Below are 19470 nucleotides of genomic sequence, written 5' to 3'. Positions count from 1 at the left end.
CTCACCGCGCGCCAGGCGCACATGTGGACGAATCGGTAGAATTTCCCGCATGGCGGAGCGGCCGGTCATGCCGACTGCGCCCGAACTCGTCCTGGAGACCGAGTCGGGCTCCACGGTGATGAGCCCGACCCACGACTACCACGTCGGCCGCGACCCGCTGAGCGACATCGTCATCGACGACGCCCGGGTCTCCTGGCACCACGCGGTGCTGCGGCCCGAGGCCGACCACTGGACCATCGAGGACGAGAACAGCACCAACGGCACCTTCGCCGACGGCCGCCGCGTCCACGAGTGGGGTGTGGGCCCCGGCTCCGTCATCCGCTTCGGCAGCCCGGCCGACGGCCCCTGCGCCGTGCTGGCAAGCCTTCCGGCACCGGTCCGCGAGCGCCCGTCGGGGGTCTCGATGCCGGGCCTGACCGGCACCTTCCGGCAGCCCACCACCGTACGGCCGCTGCCCGCCCGCACCGTCCGCATCGGCCGGGCCGCCGACAACGACCTCGTCATCGACGACCTCGTCGTCTCCCGCCACCACGCCGAACTGCGCGCCCTGCCCGACGGCACCTACGAGATCGCCGACCTGGGCAGCCACAACGGCACCTTCCTCAACGGCTCGGCCGTCACCGCCGCCCCGCTCGGCCCCGGTGACGTCGTCGGCATCGGCCACTCGGCGTTCTGCCTCGTGGGCGACCAGTTGCAGGAGTACGTCGACACCGGCGAGGTCTCCCTCGACGTGCAGGACCTCGCGGTCGCCGTCGACCGCGGCCGCAAGACGCTGCTCGACCACGTGTCGTTCCCGGTGGGGGAGAAGTGCTTGCTCGCGGTGGTCGGCCCGAGCGGCGCCGGCAAGTCCACGCTCCTGGGCGCGCTGACCGGGCAGCGGCCCGCCGACCACGGCACCGTCCTCTACGACGGCCGCGACCTCTACCGCGACTACGCCGAGCTGCGTCAGCGCATCGGCCTGGTCCCGCAGGACGACATCCTGCACGCCCAGCTCACCGTCCGCAGCGCCCTGTCCTACGCCGCCGAACTGCGCTTCCCGCAGGACACCGCGAAGGCCGAACGGCGGGCCCGCGTCGACGAAGTCATCCGCGAACTCGGCCTGGAGCAGCGCGCCGACCAGCCCGTGCACAGCCTCTCCGGCGGCCAGCGCAAGCGGGTCAGCGTCGCCCTGGAGCTGCTGACGAAACCCTCCCTGCTCTTCCTCGACGAGCCGACCTCCGGCCTGGACCCCGGCATGGACCGCTCGGTGATGCACATGCTGCGCGGCCTCGCCGACGACGGCCGCACCGTCATCGTCGTCACCCACAGCGTGCTCAGCCTCGACGTGTGCGACCGGCTGCTCGTCCTCGCGCCCGGCGGGAAGGTCGCCTACTACGGCCCGCCCGAGGACGCCCTCGCCTACTTCGGCTTCGAGCAGTGGCCGGAGGCCTTCGAGGCCTTCGAACGCGACCAGGACCGCGACTGGGCGGGCGACTTCCGCCTCTCGCCCTTCCACCGGCGCTACGTCACCGAGGCCACCGCCCAGCCCCGCGTCCCCCGCTCCGGCCCGGTCGTGATCACCCCGCCCGCCCGGCCCCGCAGCCGCGGAGCCCAGCTCGGCACACTCGTCCGCCGCTACACGGCCGCCCTCGCCGCGGACCGCACCTTCCTCGTCATCATGATCGCCCTGCCCTTCGTGATGGGCGCCATGGCCCGCGCCCTCGCGGGCAGCAGGCTCACGCAGGAGACGGCGATGAACGCGCTGCTCATCCTGTGCGTCGGCGGAGTCCTCACCGGCGCCGCCAACGCCGTGCGCGAGCTCGTCAAGGAACGCAGCATCTACCAGCGCGAGCGGGCCGTCGGCCTGTCCAGATCGGCGTACCTGATGTCGAAGGTCGTCGTGCTCGGGACGGTCACCGTGCTTCAGGCGGTGGTCCTCACCCTGGTGGCGCTGCTGGGCGTCGACCTCAACGCCCCCGGCGGCAAGGGCGTGTTGATGCCACCCCTGGTCGAGATCACCGTCGCCGTCGCCCTGTTGGCCTTCACCGCGATGATGCTCGGCCTGCTGGTCTCCGCGCTGGTACGCAAGGAGGAGGTGACGATGCCGCTGCTCGTGCTGCTCGCCATCGTCCAAGTCGTCTTCTGCGGCGCCCTGTTGAAGCTGCACGGGGTGCCCGGCCTGGAGCAGCTGTCCTGGCTGGTGCCCTCGCGGTGGGCGCTCGGCGCGATGGCCGGGACCGTCGGGCTGGCCCGGATCGTGCCGGGCGAGCTGACCGGCGACCCGCTGTTCAGGCACTCGGCCGGGGTGTGGCTGCTGAACATCGTCATGCTGGTCGTGCTCTCGCTGGTCTTCGGGTACGCCGTCTCCCGGCTGCTGCGCCGGCACGAACCCGCCGTGCTGCGGAAGTAGGCGCCCCGATGACCACTCCCGGCTTCCGGCCCACCCACGTCGTCCCCCAGCACGGCATGCCCGCCTGGGAGAGCCCCGACCCGGCCCGGCCCACCGTGGCACTCGACCCGCTGCTGCCCGTCCAGCTCGTCGAGCGGCGCGGCGACTGGGCGCACGTCCTGTGCGCCAACGGCTGGTCGGCCTGGGTCGACGGCCGCTTCCTGATCGCCGTACCGCAGGACCCGCCCGCCACCGGCGGCCCCCAGGCCCGCACCGCCGATCCACGTCCCCTGCTTGCCCGTGCCGAACAGACCCTCGCGCACTACCGGACGGCGGTCGAGGAACTCGCGGGCGGCGGCCTGGACGGCGAGTCCTTCCGCGTCCGCACCCGCGGACTGCGCATCGGCATCGTCGTCGACGGCGAGTCCGTGTGGCTGTACGACACCGAGCGGGGGCGGTGGGTGTACGGCGACGGGAAACGCGTGGGCACCTACGCAGCCGACGACGGGCCCCACGCGGCGGCCGCGGACCCCGGGCACGCCCCCACGCAGGTCGTGACGCCCGATGGCCCGTGACACGAGCCTGTTCTCCGGCCGCCCCTCAGAGCTGATCGGCCGACAGGTCGCCGGGTACCGCATCGAGCGGGAGATCGGCCGCGGCGGAATGGCCGTCGTCTACCGCGCCCGCGACCTGCGCCTCGAACGCACCGTCGCGCTCAAGCTGCTCGCCCCCGAACTCGCCCGCAACGACACCTTCCGGCTCCGCTTCACCCACGAGTCCCGGGCGGCCGCCGCGATCGACCACCCGCACATCGTGCCGGTGTACGAGGCCGGTGAGACCGACGGCGTGCTCTACATCGCCATGCGGTACGTCGAGGGCAGCGACCTGCGTCACCTCCTCGACCGGCGGGGCCCGCTCGCGCCCTCGGCCGCCCTGCGCATCGCCGCCCAGGTAGCCTCGGCGCTGGACGCGGCCCACGAGCACGGGCTGGTCCACCGGGACGTGAAGCCCGGCAACATCCTGGTCGCCCGCGGCACCGACAGCGACCACCCCGAGCACGCCTATCTCACCGACTTCGGGCTCACGAAGAAGTCCCTCTCGCTGACCGGCTTCACCAGCGTCGGCCAGTTCGTCGGCACCCTCGACTACGTGGCCCCCGAGCAGATCTCCGGCCGCCCGGTCGACGGGCGCTGCGACGTCTACGGCTTCGCCTGCGTCGTCTACGAGTCCCTGGCCGGCCGGCCGCCCTTCCGCCGCGACGACGACATGGCCCTGCTGTGGGCTCACCAGTACGACGAGCCGCCCCCGCTGACGGAATTCCGCCCCGACCTCGCCCCCGACACGGACGCGGTGTTCGCGAGGGCCATGGCGAAGTCCCCGGACGACCGCCACGACTCCTGCCGGGCCTTCGTCACGGCCCTGCGCACGGCCACGACGGGCGAGACGCCCCTGGACCATCCGCCGACCGAGGTGGCAAGGCAGGTGGCGGAGGAGCCCCCGCAGTCCCCGCCCCGGTGGGCGGAGCCGGTCTTCAGGCCCCCCGACCCACTCCGTTGAGCGGCACCCGCCGCGCCACCACCTTGCGCCGGCGGATGCGCCAGCCCGCGGCGACCCGCACCACGACGTCCTCGTACGTCACCGACCCGCACGAGCCGTCCGCCTTGATCCCGAGCCCCTTGGAACGCACCCGCACCCGGTCACCGTCCACCTCCTCGACCACCACGTTGGTCACGTGATGCGCCACGGGGTTCGCCGCGCCCAGCGCCAGCGCCGCCTCGCGCCAGGCCGCGAGTCCGACGAGCTCGCCCTGGCCGAAGTCCGACAGGTCGTAGACGACGTCCTCGGTGAACACCTCGTGCGCGCGGTCCAGTTGCCCGTCGTCGACCAGGTGGCCGTGGAGTGCGATCAACTCGGTGACGGCCAGGCGGTCTTCGAGAGCCAGCGCCATGTCGTGTCCCTTCCTCGACTCGGCGCACACTCCCATGGGCCACGTCATCGCTCCCACTCCTTTTCGGCCGTCGGCCCCCGCCGCCGTACCGGCCGGGCCAGCAGGGCGCCCAGGAAGCCCGTCACCAACCCCCACACGACCGCCAGGCCCAGGGCCGACCAGAGCTTCGGCTTGAGGAACAGGTCGCCGGACAGGTCGCCGCCGAGGTCGCCGATGCCGAGGACTGAGAGGCCGTAGTGGGCGGAGATGCGGCACACGAGGCAGATCATCAAGACCGTCAGCGCCAGGGCGACCGCCATGTGCAGGGCGTGCTGCCAGGCGCGGACGCGGGCGGGGGAGCGGGCTGCCATCACGAAGGCGGCGACCAGCAGGAGGACCGCGTCGACGGCCACCAGCCACCACACCCGGCCGTCGTAGTCGGAGAGGGTGCCGAGGTTGAGGGTCGAGACGTCCTTGGTGCGCAGGACCTCGTCCAGGACGTGCGGCATGGGCAGGCCGAAGGGGCCCTGCACCCGGCCCGTCCAGGTGGCGCCGAGGCCGAGCGTGAGCGCGAGCCAGACCAGGTTCGGCAGGCCCAGCAGGATCACCGCCAGTGTCTCGACCCGGTGGCCGCGGGCGATCGCGGTGACCAGGCCGACGGCCACGCCCAGCGCCACGTAGGCGAGGAGCAGGACGACCATCGCGTACGCGGCCGGCCGCACCGATTCCTGGAAGCGCAGCAGCCGGCCGGGCAGCGGCGCCCCGCGCGAGACCAGCAGGGCCAGCAGCAGTACTCCGGCCAGCCAGAGGAGGCCGAAGAGCAGGGTCGGCGGTACGTCCGTCCGGAAGCCGACCTTCGGGGAGACGCCGAACAGGTCGCCGAGGTCGCTGACCGTGCCGTCCCCGAGGGAGAGCGTGAAGTCCTGGCGCGCCCCGAAGGCCAGGCCGAGCAGAGCGAGCACCCACAGGGCGGCGATCCGGGCGGCCCAGCCGGCCAGCTCCGGTGCCCCGGCGACCGCCCGGTGCCGCAGCGGCCGCAGAAAACCCGCCGCCAGGACCAGCGCGCCGACCAGCGTGACGGACAGCGGGATCACGGTCAGCCCGGCGTCGGACTTGGCCAGCCCGCCCGCGTTCCCCGACAGCTCGATGGTGCCGCCGACGGCCGTGACGACCGTCGCCGTGACGACCCGCGGAAACGCGCCGTCCGGCAGATCGCCCGCCCCGGCCGCCCACAGCCCCAGCGCCGCCACGACTCCCATGGCGAGCACCGCGGCCAGCACCGCGGCCAGTGCCTGCACCCAGCCGTGGCGGGCAACGGGCAGGTCGGAGGGGGTTCGCGGGCTCACCCTTGCCACGCTAAGCAGCGCCCGCGGCCTCCGCCCGCCGAGAGGTCCGTCCGCGTCGGCTTGCGGGCGGCCCGGGACCGGAGCACACAATGGGGGAGCTATTCGGCAAAGCGACGCAACTCGGGGCAAGTCGCTGGAAACCCGCGTAGGGGAGAAGAGCTCGTGAGTGTCGAACCGCCGTCCTCCGGCCGCCCCACAGGACCCCCCTCCGGCCCGCTGTCGGGCCCCTCCCAGCCGCCCTCCGGCCCGCCCTCGCAGCCACCGGGCAGCAGCGGCGGCACGCCCTCGCCGGAACCCCACCGCCCCTGGTGGAAGTCCGCGCCGCGGGTCGCCGTGCTCACCACCGCGGTCGTCGCCGCCGTGGTGCTGGCCGTCGTGTTCACCAGGTCCGACGGCTCCGGCTCCGGCGCCTCCGGCTCGGGCGAGGTCTTCCTGCAGTCCGCGAGCAAGACCGGCCCCGACCCGTTCACCGCGTCCACGGCCGAGGACAGCTCCGCAGCCCCCGTCTCCGCGAGCCCGGCCACCGAGTCGGCCCCGGCGAACGCGGTACGGGGCGTGGACGGCGGCGCGGCCGGCCTCTACGGCGGCAGCCGCAACGTCTCCAGCTGCGACGTCGAGAAGCAGATCAAGTACCTCCAGGCGGACCCGGCCAAGAACCAGGCCTTCGCCTCCGTCGAGGGCATTCAGCCGGCCGGGGTCCCGGCCTACCTGCGCTCCCTGACGCCCGTCCAGCTGCGCATGGACACCCGCGTCACCAACCACGGCTACCGCAACGGCGCCGCCACCAGCTACCAGGCCGTCCTCCAGTCCGGCACCGCGGTCCTCGTCGACGGCCACGGAGTGCCCCGCGCGCGCTGCGCCTGCGGCAACCCGCTGACCCCGCCCGTCGCCCAGCAGACCACGCCCCGGCCGACCGGCGACTCCTGGGCGTCGTACCGGCCCTCGAACGTCGTCGTGGTCACCCCCGCACCGCAGATCATCAACATCTTCGTGATCTACGACTCCGACGACGACGCGTGGATCGCCCGGCACCGCGGCGACACCGGCCACCAGGACCGGCCCACCCGGCCGCCCGTGCAGCCCTCGCCGTCCGTGAGCGTCACCACCCCCACGCCGTCGACACCGTCGACCCCGCCGTCCACCTCGCCGTCCCCGTGCGCGTCCTCGCCCAGCGCGAGCGCCGGCCCGCCCACGCCGTCCACGACCCCGTGCCCGCCGACGTCGACCGCCCCGTCCTCGTCCTCGCCGAGCAGCCAGTCGCCCTCGTCCGCGCCGCCGACGTCCGAGCCGGGTACGTCGCCGCAATCCTCCGCTCCGCCGCCGGGGCCCTCCGACACCACCGACACCGCGTCGGAGTCCACCACGTACAGTGCTCCGGTGTCGTCCGCGACCTCACCCTCGCTGTGAGCGAAGGCGGACACATCGGGCCGCCACGGGGACTGCGGGGCCCGGCTCGGGGTACGAGCACTGGTGCAGCGGCATCCGGCCGGTCCGGCTTCCGAGAGAGACACGCATGAACGAGCACGTGGGCGAGGCAGTGATACCGACTGGTTTCGACGTGCCCGTGGAGCCGCTGAGGCGGGCCGCGCACTACACCGGTGAACCCGGCTGCATCGCCGAGGCGCGGGCCTTCGCCGCGCATTTCGTCGGCAGACTCAGAACCGAGTGGTGCGCCAAGATCGACGACCGGGCCGAGGACGAGGTCCTGCTGGTGGTGAGCGAGCTGGTCACCAACGCGGACCGGCACAGCAACGGCCCGTACATCCTGGAACTCGAAGGCACCGACGTCGCCGTGACGGTGTGCGTCTACGACAGCAGCGGGGCGCTGCCGCGCCGCTTTCCACGCGATCCCGAGCGCATCGGCCGGCACGGCCTGGAGATCGTGCACGCCCTTGCCAGGAGGGTCACGGTGGAGCGGGTGCCGGTCGGCAAACGGGTCTGCGCCGTCGTGGGCCTCACCGGCGAGTGACCGCCGCGATCACCCGCGGCGGTCACCTGTTCGTCCGGGTGGTCAGGCGCAGCCGAGTTCGCCCAGCATGCCCTGGCGCAGCCGTGTGATGATCCGCTTGATCAGGCGGGACACGTGCATCTGCGAGCAGCCGAGCCGTTCGCCGATCTCCGCCTGGGTGGCCTCCTCCACGAACCGCATGTGCAGGATCTGCCGGTCGCGCTCGCCCAGCTCGGCCATCAGGGGAGCCAGTGACTGGAAGTCCTCGACCAGCCGCAGGCCGTCCTCCTCGACGCCGATGAAGTCGGCGAGCACGGCCTCGCCGCCCTCGGGGCCGTCGCCGGTCAGGGCGGCGTCCAGCGACGAGGAGTTGTAGCCGTTGGCGGCGAGCTGGGCCTCGACGACCTCGTCCTGGGAGATGTTCATGAGCGTGGCGAGTTCGGCGACCGTCGGGTCCCGGTCCAGCCGGCTCGCGAGCTCCTCGCGCGCCTTGGCCAGCTCGACGCGCAGTTCCTGCAGGCGTCGCGGTACGTGCACGGCCCAGGTGGTGTCCCGGAAGAACCGCTTGATCTCGCCGACGATGTACGGCAGCGCGAACGAGGTGAACTCGACCTCGCGGGCCAGCTCGAACCGGTCTATCGCCTTGATCAGACCGATCATCCCGGTCTGGACGATGTCCTCCATGTCGTCGCCGCGTCCGCGGAAGCGGCCGGCGGCGAAGCGCACCAGTGAGATGTTCATCTCGATGAGCGTGTTGCGCGCGTACTGGTACTCGTGGGTGCCCTCCTCCAGCTCGGCGAGCCGCTGGAAGAACTGCCGGGACAGCTCGCGGGCGTCACGCGGAGCCACGGCACTCGGTTGTTCGATGCCCGGGAGTGATCCGTCACCCGTGCCGGTACCGGGGGTCATGGGGACGACCTGTGCCTCCGACCGATTCACGGCGGTATCCATTACCTCTCCCACGTAGGTCACGGTCAGACGTCTGTCTGCCTCGGTCCTCGTGGTGCGGGTACCCCGAGTCCGCCGGACCATGCACGGTTCTCACATGGCGCCACGGGTGGCCACGATGAGTTCATGGAGGTAACGCTTCGTGACCTGCCCGTCGTAACGCGTGTCGATCAGCCGTCGCAGACAGCCCAGCAAACCCTGCCTGGCCGTTTCGTCCAGCGCGCGGTGACCGGAGTAGGTGAGCAGGACGTCGATGTACTGGTCGGTGGTGTAGGCGATGTCCTGCGTGTGACGGCTCGCCACGACGTGCTCGAAGAGCGGGGAGTCCGCCAACTCGGCGGTGCCCGAAGGGATGTCGGCGGCAGGTTGCAGACGCAGTCCGGGCGGGGTGGCCGGATCCCAGCGCTCGTAGCAGCCCTGGGCCAGGGCGAAGAACTCCTCGGTACCACCGGCGACATGCTCGGTGCCGACGAGGGCGAGACGGCCGCCGGGGCGCAGGGCGCGGGCCGCTTTCACCACCCGTACCGCCGGGTCGATCCAGTGGAACGCGGTCGCGCTCACCACCAGGTCGAAGGGCTGGGCGGGTAGGGCCCAAGTCTCGAAGTCCGCGGTCTGTACGCTCACTCGGGGATATGCGCGCAGGCGCCTCCGGGCCACCGTCGCCATCGCGTCGCCCAGTTCCACCGCCGTGACATGGCAGCCGAACTCCGCCAGGGGGACGGTGAGTTGGCCGGTGCCAGGGCCGATCTCCAGGACGTGGGACTCGGGGGACAGGGCGGTCGTGCGGGCCAGGTCCTGGACCAGCGCGTGGGGGTAGCGCGGTCGGGCCCGGTCGTACAGTTCGGCCGCCTCGTTGAACGTCTCCCGCAACGCTTTCACCGCGCCTTCCGTCTTTCGGATTCCACCCAGGGCAGAATGCCGATCTCTTCCCTTCGCGGCGAGGGAATTTAGTCTGAAGACGTGAGCAGCCAAGCGCCGAACGAAGCCCGCGTCATTCCTCTGCGCCGTCCGCAGGCCGAGCGCCCCGCCGCCGCGCCACCGGCCGCCCCGGCGACGCCCGCGCCGTCACCGAGGGCGCCGAAGGAGCCGCTGTGGCGGGACCTCGTCGGTGATGTCCTGCGGCGCGAGCGCCTCGCCCAGGAGCGCACCCTCAAGGACGTGGCCGACGCCGCCCGGATCTCCATGCCGTACCTCTCCGAGGTCGAGCGGGGCCGCAAGGAGGCCTCCTCCGAGGTCCTCGCGGCCGCCGCCCACGCCCTCGGCCTCGGCCTCGGCGACCTGCTCTCGCGGGCGCACGGCGAGATCGTCCGGATCGACAGCCGACGGGCCAACAGGAGCCGGAGCACGTCCACTTCGCCGTACAACGGACTGTGCCTGGTCGCCTGACGGTGTCGCGGAGGCGGTGTCTCAGACCGTCTGGAGACGTCGGCTCAGCACCTCGTCGGCCAGCCCGTACGCCACCGCCTCCTGGGCCGTGAACACCTTGTCGCGGTCCATGTCCGCGCGCAGGGTCGCGATGTCGTGGTGCGTGTGCCGGGACAGCACCTCCTCGACCTGCGCGCGGATCCGGACCATCTCCTTCGCCTGCAGGGTCAGGTCGGAGATCGCGCCCCGGCTGCCGCCGCTCGCCGGCTGCCCGAGCAGCACGCGCGCGTGCTCCAGCACGATCCGCCGCCCCGGATCACCGCCGGCCAGCAGCACGGCCGCGGTGGACGCGGCCTGGCCGACGCAGATCGTCGAGATCGGCGCCTGTACGTAGGTCATCGTGTCGTAGATGGCCATCAGCGAGGTGAACGATCCGCCGGGGGAGTTGATGTAGATCGCGATCTCGTTCTCGGGCGCTGCCGACTCCAGATGGAGGAGTTGGGCGATGACGACGTTGGCGACGCCGTCGTCGATCTCGGTGCCGAGGAAGATGATCCGCTCCGAGAGCAGGCGGCTGAAGACGTCGGAGGAGCGCTCGCCGTGCGCGGTCCGCTCGACCACGTACGGAATCGTGTAGTTCCCCATGTCACAGCCCCATCCGTCGCTTGGAGGCAGCCGGGCGGACGTCCGCGAGGGACTCCAGGACCTGGTCCACCATGCCGTAGTCCCTGGCCTGTTCGGCCGTGAACCAGAGGTCGCGGTCGCCGTCCCGGGCGATCGTCTCCGGCGTCTGGCCCGTGTTCTCGGCGAGCAGCCGCTCCATGGTCCGCTTGCTGTGCTCCAGGTTCTCCGCCTGGATCTCGATGTCGGCGGTGGTGCCGCCGATACCCGCCGACCCCTGGTGCATCATGATCCGCGCGTTCGGCAGGGCGTACCGCTTGCCGGGCGTGCCGCCGCACAGCAGGAACTGGCCCATGCTCGCCGCGAATCCCATGGCCAGCGTCGAGACGTCGTTCGGGATGAGGCGCATCGTGTCGTAGATGGCGAGCCCGGCGTACACCGAGCCGCCCGGGCTGTTGATGTACAGGCTGATGTCGGTGCGCGGGTCCTCCGCGGACAGGATCAGCAGTTGGGCGCAGACCCGGTTCGCGGAGACCTCGTCGACCTGGGTGCCGAGGACGACGATCCGCTGCCCGAGCAACTGCGCGGCGAGTTGGTCGTCGAACCGGCTGGGCGGGGTGTCGCCCTCCTCGGCGCGGGGCGTGAGCGTGCTGAGTGGAGTCATCGGTTCTCCCGTCGGGTGTGATGCCGTCGACTCCACTCTCGGCCCGCACCGGCCCGGAGCAGCGGTTTCTCTGCCCGCGGCAGATTCGCCGCCGGCAGAGCGGCCCCTCAGCCCTTCTCGCGCAGCTGCCGGAAGAACGCCCGTACGTCGCCGACCAGCAGGTCCGGCTCCTCCATGGCCGGGAAGTGACCACCGCGGTCGAACTCGGTCCAGCGGACGAGGTTCTCCGTCCGCTCCGCCTTGTGCCGCAGCGGTAGCTGGGGTTCGGCCGGGAACAGGGCGAGCGCCGTGGGCGCGGTCGAGGGCTCGGTGGGCAGGGCGGCGCGGCCCGTGGTGTGCGCGCGCTCGTAGTAGATGCGGGCGGCCGAACCGGCCGTCCCGGTCAGCCAGTACAGCATTACGTCGGTGAGCATCCGGTCCCGGTCCACGGCCTCCTCGGGCAGCACGGAGGAGTCCGTCCACTCCTGGAACTTCTCGACGATCCAGGCCAGTTGGCCGACCGGCGAGTCCGACAGGGCGTACGCCACGGTCTGCGGCCGGGTCGCCTGGAGGACCGCGTACCCCGTGCCCTCCCGCGACCACTCGCTCCACCGGCGCCAGGACAGCAGGGCCCGCTCCTGCTCCTCGGTGTCGAGCCCGTCCAGCTCCTCCTGCGTCGGCTTGGTGGCCTGCTGGGCGCCCGGCAGCAGGTTCAGGTGGACGCCGATCACCCGGTCGGGATGGGCGCGCCCCAGCTCGCGGGAGATGGCCGCGCCCCAGTCGCCGCCCTGGGCGCCGAAGCGCTCGTAGCCGAGCCGCCCCATCAGCTCGGCCCAGGCGTCGGCGACCCGGCCCGCCTCCCAGCCGGTGTCGGCGGGTGGCCCGGAGAGTCCGAAGCCGGGGATGCTCGGTACGACGACGTGGAACGCGTCGGCCGGGTCGACGCCGTGCGCGGCCGGGTCGGTCAGCGGGCCGACCACGTCCAGGAACTCGACGACGGAGCCCGGCCAGCCGTGCGTGACGATCAGCGGCGTGGCGTCCGGCTCGGGGGAGCGGACGTGCGCGAAGTGCACGTTCGAGCCGTCGATCGTGGTGGTGAACTGCGGCCATTCGTTCAGCTGCGCCTCGGCGGCCCGCCAGTCGAAGGAGTGGCGCCAGTAGTGGACGAGCTCGCGCAGATAGTCCGCCGGTACGCCGTACGCCCACCCGGTGCCGGGCAGTTCGTCGGGCCAGCGGGTGCGGTCGAGGCGGTCGTGCAGGTCGTCGATGTCCTGCTGCGGGATGTCGAGGCGGAAGGGGCGGACGCTGTCAGCGGCGGGTGACGTCATGGAGGCGAGCCTAGGTCCGGGGCGCGGGGCGGCCACATGGATTAATCGGCCGCCCCACCGATGAGTTCCGGGAGAAGGATCGGTCGACACACATGACCGCGTTCCCACACCCAGGAGGTGCCCATGACCACCGACGGATTCACCACGTGTCTCTGGTTCGACGGCCAGGCCGAGGAGGCCGCGCACTACTACGTCTCGGTCTTCAAGAACTCCAGCGTCGGCCGGGTGTCCCACTACACCGAGGGCGCCATGCAGCCGGCCGGCACGGTCCTGACCGTCGAGTTCACGGCCAACGGCCACAAGTTCGTCGCGCTCAACGGCGGGCCGCAGTTCAAGTTCACCGAGGCGATCTCCTTCCAGGTCTTCTGCGACAACCAGGAGGAGATCGACTACTACTGGACCAAGCTCACCGAGGGCGGCGGCGAGCCCGGCCCGTGCGGCTGGCTCAAGGACCGCTTCGGGGTCTCCTGGCAGATCATCCCCGAGCGCCTCGACGAGATGATCAGCGACCCCGACACCGCGAAGTCCTCCCGGGCGATGCAGGCCATGCTGAAGATGCACAAGCTCGACATCGCGGCCCTGGAGAAGGCCTACGCGGGCGAGTAGCCGTGCCCCGTGGGCCCGCCCGGGGGGACGGGCCCACGGCGCCCCGCAGCTGTCGCCGTTGCGACCCGCGGCACTCCGAGCAAAGCTCATAGAGTGGGCGAACCAACCGGTGAGAGTCGTACACCCGACGGCGGCCCGCTGCTGGCGGCGCGTTTCGGCCTGCCCGCGGTGCCGAGGACGTTCGTGCGCAGACCGCGGCTGATCGCACGGCTCACGCAGGGTGTGCGAAGGCCGGTGACCCTGGTCAACGGTTCGGCCGGGGCCGGCAAGACGCTGCTGGTCGCCGACTGGACCACCGGGCCACGGGTACCGCGGCGGATCGCCTGGCTCACGGTGGAGGCCGAGGACAACAGCCCCGGCGTCTTCTGGACCTACGTACTGGAGGCGCTGCGGCGCCGGCAACTCGCCGGCTCCGACGACGGAGTCGGCACCCCCGCGCGCTCCGGCGAGGTCGACCACTCGATGCTCGCCCGGCTCGCCGCCCTGCTGAGCCGGCAGCAGCGGCCCGTGGTCCTGGTGCTGGACGAGTTCGAGCGCGTGGCCGCCTCCGCCGAGATCGCCGACGAGCTGAACTTCGTGCTGCGCCACTCCGGCGGCGGACTGCGCCTGGTCGTCATCAGCCGCACCGAACCGCTCCTGCCGCTGCACCGCTATCGTGCCGCGGGCGAGGCCGTCGACATCCGCGGCGCCGACCTGGCCTTCCTGCCGCGGGAGACGGCCGAGCTGCTCGACCGGCACGGGATGTCCCTGTCGGACGAAGGCGTACGGGCCCTGACGACGCGCACCGGGGGCTGGGCGGCCGGACTGCGGCTGAGCATCCTGGCGGCGCAGCAGGCCGAGGACCCCGAGGCGTTCCTCAAGGAGTTCGAGGCGGGGCAGAGCACGCTCGCCGACTTCCTGCTCGCCGAGGTGCTCGACGCCCAGCCGCCCGAGACGCAGGACCTGCTGCTGCGCGCCAGCATCCTGGAGCAGATCCGCCCGGAGCTCGCCGACGTGCTCACCGGCCGCGACGACGCCGCGCCCATCCTCGACGAGCTGCAGCACGCCAACGCCTTCGTGGAGTCCCTGGGACACTCCACCTACCGGCTGCACCCGCTGTTCGCCGAGATACTCCGCGTCCACCTCCGCGTGCGCAGACCGGGTCTGGAACCCGTGCTGCACCGCACTGCGGCCCAGTGGCTGAGCGGGGCGGGCCTTCCGGCCGAGGCGCTGCCGCACGCCGCGGACGCGGGCGACTGGGAGTTCGCCGCGACCCTGTTCGTCGAGGAACTGGCGATCGGGCGGCTGCGCACCGGGCTGGAGGTCGACCGACTCGACCGGCTGTTTTCCCGGATGCCCCCGGAGGCCTCCGGACCCGCGGTGGACCTGGTGCGCGCGGCCCGCGAACTGGCCCGGCACGACATCGACCGCGGCCTGCGCCACCTGCGCAGAGTCGAGTCGCGGCTGGGCGAGGAGGACCAGGTCTCGGCGGCGCTGCGGCTCAGCTGCGCCACGCTGCGGGTGCTCGCCGCCCGGATGACGGGTTCGGCCGACGAGGCGGAGGCGGCCGCACAGGACGCGGAGGCGGCCCGGCCGGCGCTTCCGCAGGAACTCGTGGACCGGCATCCGGAGCTCCCGGCACTCATGCTCACGGACCTCGGGTCGGCGCAGCTGTGGGAGGGCCGCTTCGACGCCGCACGGGCGACGCTGTCGGCCGCCGCCGGGGTGACCGCCAGCCCCGTGACCGCGTCCCCCCGCCACGAGAGCCTCGGGCGGCTCGCCCTGATCGACTTCCTGCGCGGCTGGCCGGCCCGCGCCGAGAGACATGCCCGGGAGGCCGTCGCCCAGGCGGAGCGCTCGGGCCTGCCGCCGACCGCGCGCACCGGGGTCGCCCAGCTCGTCCTGGCCGCGGTCGCCATCGACCGTGACGAGCTCGGCGAGGCCCGCGGCCATCTGGACCGGGCCGCCGCCGCGTCCGCGGCCCTGCACGACCCCATCGTGACGACCGGTCTGACCCTGCTCCGATCGCGTCTGAGGCTGGCCGGAGGGGACCCCCAGGCCGCACTCCGGGCCCTCGAAGGGCTGGACCAGGACACCCCGGCCATCCGGCCCTCCCCCTGGGTGCACGACCGTGCCGTCCTCACCGTCGGCGCCTCCCACCTGGCCGCGGGCCGGCCGCTGGCCGCGCTGGAGGTCTTCCACCAGGACAAGGACCCGGCCCCCGAGAACCGGGTGACCGAGGCCCGGGCCATGCTCGACGCGGGGCAGCAGGACGCGGCGCTGGAACTCCTCGACGAACTCCCCACCGGACCGGGCGAGGGCCCCGCCGTCACCGTGCGGGCGCTGCTGGTGCGGGCTCAGGCCGCCGAACTGCTGGGCAACGGCGACGCGGCGGCACGGCTGATCGCACGGGCCCTCTTCGTCGCCCGGCCCGAGGGGCTGCGCCGGCCCTTCCTGGAGACCGGGCCCTGGCTGCGACGGCTCCTGCACCGCCGGCCGGAGCTGGTGGCGGTGCACGACTGGCTGCCCGCGACCGTGCGCGGAGAGCTGCCGCGCGACCGGTCGCCCGCCGAGCTGATCGAACCGCTCAGCCGGCGCGAACACGAGATCCTGGAGCGTCTGGCGCAGCTGATGTCGACCGAGGAGATCGCCGAGGACATCCACCTGTCGGTCAACACCGTCAAGACCCACCTCAAGAGCATCTACCGCAAACTCGGAGCCGGCCGACGCGGGGAGGCCGTGCGCCGGGCCCGGGAACTGCACGTTCTGTGAGGCGTGGCGGACGCCGCGACCGGGCCGTCACTCGGGCAGCCGCCGCATCTCCACCACATGCAGCCCCAGCGACTGACAGCGTGCCAGCAGGCCGTACAGCTCCGCCTCGTCGGCCACAGGGCCCACCAGGACGGTCTGGTTCGGCACGACGAAGGTCTGCAGCTCGGGGAAGGCCTGGATGAGCGTCGGCGACATCTGCCCGTCCACCCGGATCTCGTACTGCATGGGCACGCTTCTCTTCAGACGGAGGTGAGGACCTTGGACTTGGCGCTCTCGTACTCCGCGTCACTGAGGTCGCCGTGGTCGTGCAGGCTGGCCAGCTTGGCCAGCTCGTCGGCGCGGGTCGGACCGGCGGCCGGCGTGTCGGCGGCGGCGCGCTGCACATAGCTGCGGAAGGCCTGTTCCTGCGCCTCGGCCCGGCGCATCGCGCGCTCACCCATGCCGCGTCCGCGGGCGATCAGGTAGACGAGGACGCCCAGGAAGGGCAACACACACACGAACAGGGTCCAGCCCGCCTTGCCCCAGCCGCCGAGGCCGTCGTCGCGGAAGATGTCGCCGATGACGCGGAACAGGAGCATGAACCACATGATCCACAGGAAGAACCACATCATGGTGAGGAACCCGTTGAGCAGGGGGTAGTCGTTCACGACGTCCTCCGGTCTGCGGCCCGCCACGGACACGGTGGCGGGGGGAGCGGTTCTGACGCTGTTCACGGTGCGCCGGGCGGCCGTGGCCGTAATCACCCGGTGCGGGTGGCAGCCCGGGCCCCGGTGTCCGTGGCACGCGGTGCGGGGCGGCCGTGGCAGCGCGCCCACTTGCGTCCGCCGCCGCAGGGGCACGGAGCGTTGTGGGGCCGTACGGCGTCGTCGTCGGCGTAGCGCCGCATGATCAGGGCCGGAGGCAGGCCTCGCCGCAGGAGCGCGGCCATCGTGGCCATGGGGCGGTCCACGTGGTGGAAGAACGCCTTGAACCCCGCGCACAGGTGGTTCAGGCCCGGCTCCCCGTCCGGCGTCCGGTCGAAGCGGTCCTTGGGACAGCCGCCGTGGCAGGCGAAGCGGACGTCGCACTCACGGCAGAACCGCGGCAGCGCGTCGCGCTTGGCGCGGCCGAACTCCCGCTGGCGCGGCGAGTCCACCAGCTCCAGCAGGTGCCACTGCCCGATGTTGCCCAGCAGATGGGCCGGTTCCACGAAGTGGTCGCAGGAGTAGACATCGCCGTTGTGCTCCAGTGCGAGGGCCCGCCCGCACGTCTCGGAGTGCACGCACAGCGACGGCGGGACGCCGTACCAGTTGGCGAGCGCCACATCGAACATCTGGACGTAGACGGTGCCGACGTCCCGCCGTACCCAGTCCTCGAACACGTCGATGAGGAAGCGCCCGTACTGCTCGCCGGTGACCGACCGCGCGGTGACCCGGTCGCCCTCCTGCCGGTACAGCGGCCGGTCCTTCGCGCGGGTGCCCCAGCCCGCGTCGGCGGCGGCCAGGTGCTGCTGCGTGGTGCGTTCCACGATCGGGATGAACTGCAGGTGCCTGGCGCCGCATTCGTCGCGCAGGAAGGCGTACACCTCGCGGCCGTGGGCCGCGTTGGCGTCGTGCACCGTGGTCAGGGCGTTCCACTGCACGCCGTGCTCTCGCAGCAGTCGCAGCCCGCGCATGACCCGGTCGAAGGTGGGCCTGCCGCCCTTGTCGACCCGGTGGGCGTCGTGCATCGCACGCGGACCGTCGACCGACAGCCCGACCAGGAAGTCGTTGTCGCGGAAGAAGCGCGCCCACTGGGCGTCGAGCAGGGTGCCGTTGGTCTGGATGGTGTTGACGATCCGCTGGCCGGGGCGGGCGTAGCGGCGTTCGTACGCCAGCGAACGGCGGAAGAAGTCCAGGCCCATCAGGGTGGGCTCGCCGCCCTGCCAGGCCACGGTGACCTCCGGGGCCGGCCCGTGCGCCTCGATGAGCTGGCGGATGTAGCGGTCCAGCAGCTCGTCCGCCATGCGGAACCGGCTGCCCTCGTACAGCAGTTCCTTCGAGAGGAAGAAGCAGTACGTGCAGTCCAGGTTGCAGATCGCTCCGGCGGGTTTGGCCAGCAGGTGGAAGGGGCCCGGCTCGGAACCCGCGTCGGGCCCGGGGAAGGACGGGGTCGGCAGGGGCACCGCGGTCATGAACCCAGGCTCGGGCGCGCCCTCGCGGGCTGGATCACCCGGGCTGGGTGATGCGGGTGTGCCGTGTGCGCCGGGCCCGGTCAGCCGGCGCCACGGCCGTGTCCGTCCGCTCTCTCGGCGTCGCCCGCGACGCGTCCGGCGGCTGCCAGCAGGGCGATCAGCGCGAGGACCGCCAGCAGGATCAGCACCAGCAGCAGGATCGTCAGCACGGTCGGGTGGTTCCACAGGGCGAAGACCAGGGCGACGACGAGCAGCGCGCCGAGCGTGATCCACCGGCGATAGGCCTGCGCCCACACGCCGACCCGCCCGGCCCCGACCTGGTGGGTGTGGGCCCAGGACGCCGCGGAGTCGGCGGTGCGCTCGCCGGCCCGCCGGAGGGCGACGGGCAGTCGGCCCGGACCGACCAGGTAGGCGCCCAGCGCGATCACGACACCCAGTACGACGGCCGTGCGCAGGCTGACGCGCAGGAAACGCAGCAGGGTGTCGAAGACGGCGGCCGCGGCGGCCCGCGACTGGATCTGCGGCGGGAGGTGGTCGAGGTAGTAGCGCCGGGCGACGACGAGGCCGATGGCCACGACCAGACAGGCGAAGGCGGCGCCCAGCGCGGTGCGGGCCAGGGCCCGGCGTCGGCGGCGGGCCAGCAGGACCGCCGCCGTCCCGATCACCACGACGAGGACGGGAAACCAGTTCCCGACCACGTCCAGCAGATGCGCGCCCTTCCGGATCTTCGCGAGCTGGTCCGAGTGGAAGAGCACCAGCTGCCTGTCCACCTCGGGGATCTTCCCGGCGGGGGTGAGCCCCGCGTCGACCAGCTCGTTCTTGACCCGGTCGACGGCGGTGCCCACGTCGAGGGTGACCGTCCCCTCGTCGACGCCGACCGCCCCGCGGCCCTGCCCGGTGAGGGCGTGGACGACGGCGCTGTGTGCGGCCCGGTTGGCGGACGTCCACACGTCGGCGAAGGCCTCGCTGTGCACGACCCGGGTGACGACCCGGGTCACCGCCTGGTCCACGGCCGAGTCGAGCTGCGGGCCGAGCATCCGCACAGCGGCGGCCGCCCGGGGCGGCAGGCCCTGGGACGCCAGCCAGTCGGAGATGTCCCCGGCGGCCTGGGTGCCGTCGACCCGCACGTCCACGGCGTCGGTGATCCTGCGTACGGCCGCGTCCTGCACGGCGGGCTCGGTCACGAGCGGTGACACGGTCGAGACGTACCGGTCGGTGTCGAGGGCGATGTCGTGCACCCAGGTCGCCAGCAGGGCGACCGGCACCAGGACACAGGTCAGTACGGCGAGGACGCCCGAAGCGATGCTCCGGGCGAGCCGGCCGGGGGCGGAGCCGCGTTTCCGCACGGGCTTCTCGTCGGCCCGGTCGCCTTCGTCCGCAGGTCCGGAGGAGCCGGGTGTCGGCGGCGCGCTCATGGGACCTCCCGGCGCGTTCGGGTGATTGGATGCCTCCATTCCCGCCGCTCGG

At 72.5% G+C, this 19470-nt stretch carries 19 protein-coding genes; 8 read left to right on the top strand and 11 right to left on the bottom strand.

Annotated elements, in window-relative coordinates; all coding sequences use genetic code 11:
- Positions 1 to 49: 49 nt before the first annotated feature.
- Genes MQP27_RS22605 through MQP27_RS22595 form a run of 3 tightly spaced genes read left to right on the top strand, consistent with a single transcriptional unit; the run spans position 50 to position 3925 of the window.
- Entirely contained in the window at positions 50 to 2389 is a 2340-nt protein-coding gene (locus MQP27_RS22605; RefSeq protein ID WP_242767119.1) for an FHA domain-containing protein, read from the top strand.
- Positions 2390 to 2397: 8 nt separating this feature from the next.
- The gene (locus tag MQP27_RS22600; RefSeq protein ID WP_242767118.1) at positions 2398 to 2943 is read left to right on the top strand and encodes an SH3 domain-containing protein; all 546 of its coding nucleotides are present in this window, start codon (positions 2398 to 2400) and stop codon (positions 2941 to 2943) included.
- Positions 2933 to 3925, top strand: a complete 993-nt coding sequence (locus MQP27_RS22595; protein WP_242767117.1) for a serine/threonine-protein kinase — start codon at positions 2933 to 2935, stop codon at positions 3923 to 3925. Before MQP27_RS22600 ends, MQP27_RS22595 begins: the two co-directional genes overlap by 11 nt.
- On the opposite strand, the gene MQP27_RS22590 is transcribed toward MQP27_RS22595, so the two are convergent.
- Together MQP27_RS22590 and MQP27_RS22585 are read right to left on the bottom strand one after the other, a co-directional pair.
- Positions 3900 to 4316: a nuclear transport factor 2 family protein gene (locus MQP27_RS22590; RefSeq protein ID WP_242767162.1), complete on the bottom strand. Its 417-nt coding sequence runs from the start codon at positions 4314 to 4316 to the stop codon at positions 3900 to 3902. The genes MQP27_RS22595 and MQP27_RS22590 overlap by 26 nt on opposite strands.
- Positions 4317 to 4360: 44 nt before the next feature.
- Positions 4361 to 5641 (bottom strand): streptophobe family protein, encoded by a 1281-nt coding sequence (locus MQP27_RS22585; protein WP_242767116.1) that lies wholly within the window; start codon positions 5639 to 5641, stop codon positions 4361 to 4363.
- Positions 5642 to 5803: 162 nt separating this feature from the next.
- Here MQP27_RS22585 and MQP27_RS22580 point away from each other — a divergent pair, with 162 nt between their 5' ends.
- Both MQP27_RS22580 and MQP27_RS22575 read left to right on the top strand, forming a co-directional pair.
- Positions 5804 to 7048, top strand: a complete 1245-nt coding sequence (locus tag MQP27_RS22580) for a DUF6777 domain-containing protein (RefSeq protein WP_242767115.1) — start codon at positions 5804 to 5806, stop codon at positions 7046 to 7048.
- A gap of 106 nt (positions 7049 to 7154) precedes the next feature.
- Entirely contained in the window at positions 7155 to 7610 is a 456-nt protein-coding gene (locus MQP27_RS22575) for an ATP-binding protein (protein ID WP_242767114.1), read from the top strand.
- Positions 7611 to 7652: 42 nt separating this feature from the next.
- On the opposite strand, the gene MQP27_RS22570 is transcribed toward MQP27_RS22575, so the two are convergent.
- Positions 7653 to 8540 (bottom strand): RNA polymerase sigma factor SigF, encoded by an 888-nt coding sequence (locus tag MQP27_RS22570; RefSeq protein WP_242767113.1) that lies wholly within the window; start codon positions 8538 to 8540, stop codon positions 7653 to 7655.
- Between the two features lie 90 nt (positions 8541 to 8630).
- Positions 8631 to 9416: a class I SAM-dependent methyltransferase gene (locus MQP27_RS22565; RefSeq protein WP_242767112.1), complete on the bottom strand. Its 786-nt coding sequence runs from the start codon at positions 9414 to 9416 to the stop codon at positions 8631 to 8633.
- Positions 9417 to 9497: 81 nt separating this feature from the next.
- Between MQP27_RS22565 and MQP27_RS22560 the strand changes: the two genes are divergently transcribed.
- Complete coding sequence (locus tag MQP27_RS22560; RefSeq protein ID WP_308289969.1) at positions 9498 to 9923, top strand: helix-turn-helix domain-containing protein; 426 nt, start codon at positions 9498 to 9500, stop codon at positions 9921 to 9923.
- A 21-nt stretch (positions 9924 to 9944) separates the two neighbouring features.
- On the opposite strand, the gene MQP27_RS22555 is transcribed toward MQP27_RS22560, so the two are convergent.
- The 3 genes from MQP27_RS22555 to MQP27_RS22545 form a co-directional block, all read right to left on the bottom strand.
- On the bottom strand, positions 9945 to 10547 hold the full coding sequence (locus tag MQP27_RS22555; protein WP_242767111.1) for a ClpP family protease: 603 nt from the start codon (positions 10545 to 10547) through the stop codon (positions 9945 to 9947).
- 1 nt (position 10548) lies between these two features.
- On the bottom strand, positions 10549 to 11187 hold the full coding sequence (locus tag MQP27_RS22550; protein ID WP_242767110.1) for a ClpP family protease: 639 nt from the start codon (positions 11185 to 11187) through the stop codon (positions 10549 to 10551).
- 107 nt (positions 11188 to 11294) lie between these two features.
- Positions 11295 to 12494, bottom strand: coding sequence for an epoxide hydrolase family protein (locus MQP27_RS22545; protein WP_242767109.1), 1200 nt, complete (start codon positions 12492 to 12494; stop codon positions 11295 to 11297).
- Positions 12495 to 12617: 123 nt separating this feature from the next.
- Between MQP27_RS22545 and MQP27_RS22540 the strand changes: the two genes are divergently transcribed.
- Both MQP27_RS22540 and MQP27_RS22535 read left to right on the top strand, forming a co-directional pair.
- Entirely contained in the window at positions 12618 to 13100 is a 483-nt protein-coding gene (locus MQP27_RS22540; RefSeq protein ID WP_242767108.1) for a VOC family protein, read from the top strand.
- A gap of 93 nt (positions 13101 to 13193) precedes the next feature.
- Positions 13194 to 15851, top strand: a complete 2658-nt coding sequence (locus MQP27_RS22535) for a winged helix-turn-helix domain-containing protein (RefSeq protein WP_242767107.1) — start codon at positions 13194 to 13196, stop codon at positions 15849 to 15851.
- A 27-nt stretch (positions 15852 to 15878) separates the two neighbouring features.
- Here the strand turns inward: MQP27_RS22535 and MQP27_RS22530 are convergent, their stop codons facing one another.
- The 4 genes from MQP27_RS22530 to MQP27_RS22515 form a co-directional block, all read right to left on the bottom strand.
- Positions 15879 to 16076 (bottom strand): DUF8691 family protein, encoded by a 198-nt coding sequence (locus MQP27_RS22530; RefSeq protein ID WP_242767106.1) that lies wholly within the window; start codon positions 16074 to 16076, stop codon positions 15879 to 15881.
- A 14-nt stretch (positions 16077 to 16090) separates the two neighbouring features.
- Positions 16091 to 16462: an SHOCT domain-containing protein gene (locus tag MQP27_RS22525; RefSeq protein WP_242767160.1), complete on the bottom strand. Its 372-nt coding sequence runs from the start codon at positions 16460 to 16462 to the stop codon at positions 16091 to 16093.
- A 128-nt stretch (positions 16463 to 16590) separates the two neighbouring features.
- The gene (locus tag MQP27_RS22520; RefSeq protein ID WP_242767105.1) at positions 16591 to 18003 is read right to left on the bottom strand and encodes an anaerobic sulfatase maturase; all 1413 of its coding nucleotides are present in this window, start codon (positions 18001 to 18003) and stop codon (positions 16591 to 16593) included.
- An 80-nt stretch (positions 18004 to 18083) separates the two neighbouring features.
- Positions 18084 to 19418 carry a hypothetical protein gene (locus tag MQP27_RS22515; RefSeq protein ID WP_242767104.1) on the bottom strand — a complete coding sequence of 445 codons (1335 nt, stop codon included), beginning with the start codon at positions 19416 to 19418 and terminating at the stop codon, positions 18084 to 18086.
- Between the last annotated feature and the right edge of the window lie 52 nt (positions 19419 to 19470).

Origin of the sequence: Streptomyces cylindrosporus, assembly GCF_022698165.1 — a bacterium.
GTDB lineage: Bacteria > Actinomycetota > Actinomycetes > Streptomycetales > Streptomycetaceae > Streptomyces > Streptomyces cylindrosporus.
Note: the sequence above shows the minus strand (reverse complement) of the source record. Positions and strands in the feature narration are given on the sequence as shown.